This window comes from uncultured Microbacterium sp. (genome assembly GCF_963521645.1).
In the GTDB taxonomy this organism is placed as follows: domain Bacteria; phylum Actinomycetota; class Actinomycetes; order Actinomycetales; family Microbacteriaceae; genus Microbacterium.
In genome coordinates this window covers 1-3,132 of sequence record NZ_CAUQVQ010000141.1, presented here as the reverse complement: position 1 = coordinate 3,132, position 3,132 = coordinate 1, and the positions used below count along the sequence as shown (strand labels likewise).

At 70.6% G+C, this 3,132-nt stretch carries 3 protein-coding genes; all 3 read left to right on the top strand.

The window, feature by feature from the left end:
* Positions 1-133: 133 nt before the first annotated feature.
* The 3 genes from RWO82_RS15385 to RWO82_RS15375 all read left to right on the top strand — a co-directional run bounded on the left by RWO82_RS15385 (position 134) and on the right by RWO82_RS15375 (position 3,113).
* Complete coding sequence (locus tag RWO82_RS15385) at positions 134-928, top strand: hypothetical protein (protein ID WP_314428404.1); 795 nt, start codon at positions 134-136, stop codon at positions 926-928.
* A 79-nt stretch (positions 929-1,007) separates the two neighbouring features.
* Complete coding sequence (locus RWO82_RS15380) at positions 1,008-1,919, top strand: 1,4-dihydroxy-2-naphthoyl-CoA synthase (RefSeq protein ID WP_056515875.1); 912 nt, start codon at positions 1,008-1,010, stop codon at positions 1,917-1,919.
* Between the two features lie 33 nt (positions 1,920-1,952).
* Positions 1,953-3,113 (top strand): AMP-binding protein, encoded by a 1,161-nt coding sequence (locus RWO82_RS15375; RefSeq protein WP_314428403.1) that lies wholly within the window; start codon positions 1,953-1,955, stop codon positions 3,111-3,113.
* Positions 3,114-3,132 lie beyond the last annotated feature (19 nt).

The window sequence follows — 3,132 nt, the reverse complement described above, 5'->3', positions numbered from 1 at the left end:
CCCCCCCCCCCCCACCCCCAGCCGCACCCCCCGGTTGCCGCCTGCCGCCGGGGCCGCGCGCCACGCGTCCACCGCCCCCGCCCCCCCCCCCCGACTCGAACAGGGGGAGGCTCGCGACGACGCGGAACGCGCCGTGCTCACGGAGCTGGGCGACCCGAGTGTGCTCGCGGCCGGCTTCGCCGACCGTCCCCTGCATCTGATCGGACCGAAGTACTACCTCGTATGGTGGCGGCTGCTCAAGCTGCTGCTCATCATCGTTCCGGTCTGCGCGTTCGGCGGCGTGATGCTCGGACAGCTCATCGCCGGCGCACCCACCGGAGAGGTCGTCGGCACGGCTGTGGTGGCCGCCCTCGGCTCCGTCGTGCACGTCGGGTTCTGGGTGACTCTGGTGTTCTTCATCCTCGAGCGCACCGGAGCCGACACCGGCGTGAAGTGGAACCTCGATCAGCTTCCCGAGCCGACTCAGAACGGCGCGGGGCGCGCAGACGCGATCGCCTCGATCGTCTTCCTGGTGCTTGGCGTCGGAGCGGTGTTCTGGGATGCCTTCATCGGGTTCTTCCCGACCGAGGGGGCGCCGATCGCGATTCTCGATCCCGGCCTGTGGCCGTGGGGCATCGCCTTCCTCCTCGCCCTGATCGCCGCCGAGGCACTGCTCGCGGTCGTCGTGTACGCCAGGCGGGGGTGGACGATCGGCGCAGCGCTGATCAACACGGCGCTCGCGGTGGCGTTCTCCGTCTGGTCTCTGATCCTCCTCGCGCAGGGGGAGCTGCTGAACCCCGAGTTCCTCAGCCATGTCTTCACCGACAACGGCGTGACCGACGAGACCATGCGCATCCTCGCAGTGATCACCGGTTTCGGCCTCGTGGCCTTCCCGGTGTGGGACATCGTCGACGGCTGGATCAAGACGGCACGTGCTCGCCGCGCGTGAGCACGACAGGCAGTCGGCGTCGCCTCATCCGGGTGACGTCGACTGCGTGTGCGACCGCTGCGGGAATAGGCTGGATGCCGTGACCAGCGCATTCGTCTCAGACCTGTTCGACCCGGACGAATGGGTGCTCGCGCCCGGCGCCGAGGACTACACCGACATCACCGCCCACGTCAGCACCGACGGGGGCGTGGCCCGCATCGCGTTCAACAGGCCCGAGGTGCGCAACGCGTTCCGTCCGCACACGGTCGACGAGCTGTACCGCGCGCTCGACGACGCACGGCAGAATCCCCGCATCGGCGCGGTGCTGCTGACCGGCAACGGCCCGAGCCCCAAGGACGGCGGATGGGCGTTCTGCTCGGGTGGCGACCAGCGCATCCGGGGTCGCGACGGGTACAAGTACTCCGATGACGAGACGACCGTGCACGATCCCGCTCGCGCCGGTCGCCTGCACATCCTCGAGGTCCAGCGCCTCATCCGCTTCATGCCCAAGGTCGTGATCGCCGTCGTGCCCGGGTGGGCGGCCGGCGGAGGGCACTCGCTGCACGTCGTCTGCGATCTCACGATCGCCTCCGCCGAAGAGGCGCGGTTCAAGCAGACCGATGCCGACGTCGGAAGCTTCGACGCCGGGTACGGATCGGCGTACATGGCCAGGCAGACCGGCCAGAAGTTCGCCCGCGAGGTGTTCTTCCTGGCCGAGGAGTACTCGGCGCAGCGCGCCTACGAGGCCGGAGCCGTCAACCGGGTGGTGCCGCATGCCGAGCTCGAGCGTGAGGCGCTGAAGATGGCCCGCACCGTGCTCACGAAGTCGCCCACGGCGATCCGCATGCTGAAGTTCGCATTCAACGCGGTCGACGACGGGCTCGTGGGACAGCAGGTGTTCGCCGGCGAGGCCACTCGACTCGCGTACGGCACCGACGAAGCCGTCGAGGGACGCGACTCGTTCCTCGAGAAGAGGGACCCGGACTGGACCTCGTTCCCCTGGCACTACTGAGCTCCTGACAGCATCGAACGGATCGAGGCGGACATGGTCGCACTGAGGTCGACGGATGCCGAGGACCCGGTCGAGCTCCGCCAGGCGTTGGCGCGCGCTCTCGACGGCGGCCCGGCACTCGGATTCGGCATGCTCGGCGACGCTCCGAGCCACGTGCCCGACGGCACAGCCGTCGTGATCGCGACCTCGGGGTCCAGCGGCATCCCCAAGCGCGTCGCCCTGAGCGGCGAGGCGCTCCGCGCCAGTGCGGACGCGACCGCGGCGAGGATCGGATCCGGTCGCTGGCTGCTCGCTCTGCCGGCCGGCTACGTCGCCGGGCTGCAGGTCATCGTCCGGTCTCTCCTCGCGGGTACGCATCCGGTGGCGCTGGATGGACGGTTCTCCCCCCGGTCCTTCGCGGACTCCACGCTCTCGATGCTGCGTCCCGCGCCCGGCGCATCCGCCTCGATCCCCGAGCTGTACACCTCTCTCGTGCCCGCGCAGCTGTCGACACTGCTCGATGCCGCAGGCGACCCGCCGATCCGCGCCGCGCTGCAGTCGTATCGAGCGGTCCTCGTCGGCGGTCAGGCCCTGCCGCAGCCGCTTCGCGACAGGGCCGACGACCTCGGGGTGCGCCTGGTCCGCACGTACGGGTCGACCGAGACCAGCGGCGGGTGCGTGTACGACGGCGTCCCGCTCGACACGGTCGCCGTGCGGACGGTGGAGGGAGAGCTGAGGATCGCCGGACCCATGCTCGCCGACGGGTATCTGGCTGATGGCGAGCTCACGGCGAAGACCTTCACGCGCGACGAACACGGGATGCGCTGGTACCACACCGGCGACCTCGGCCTCGTGGAGGACGGCGTGGTGCGCGTGCACGGGCGCGCCGACAACGTGATCGTGTCCGGCGGCCTGAACATCTCCCTCGATCGCGTCGAGAGTGTGGTCCGTCGAGTCCCGGGCCTGAGCGGCGCCGTCGTGGTGGCCGTGCCCGATGAGCGCTGGGGCGAGGCCTCGGTGATCGTGGCGGCTCGCGGCGAGGCGCTCCGTCGCAGTGAGGCGGAGCAGCTCGCGCACGCGCGCGACCTCGTCGCCGATGAGCTCGGCAGGCATGCGAGACCCGCGCGGCTGGTGCTGGTCGACGCGCTCGACGTCCTGGCATCGGGCAAGCCCGACCGTGAGGCGATCCGCCGCGCGGTCGCCGAACTGCGCTGACCCTCGGCGCAGTCGCGTC

Excerpts from the sequence above, each read along its gene's own strand:
- RWO82_RS15375 (WP_314428403.1), top strand. The coding sequence starts at position 1,953 with ATGGTCGCACTGAGGTCGACGGATGCCGAGGACCCGGTCGAGCTCCGC.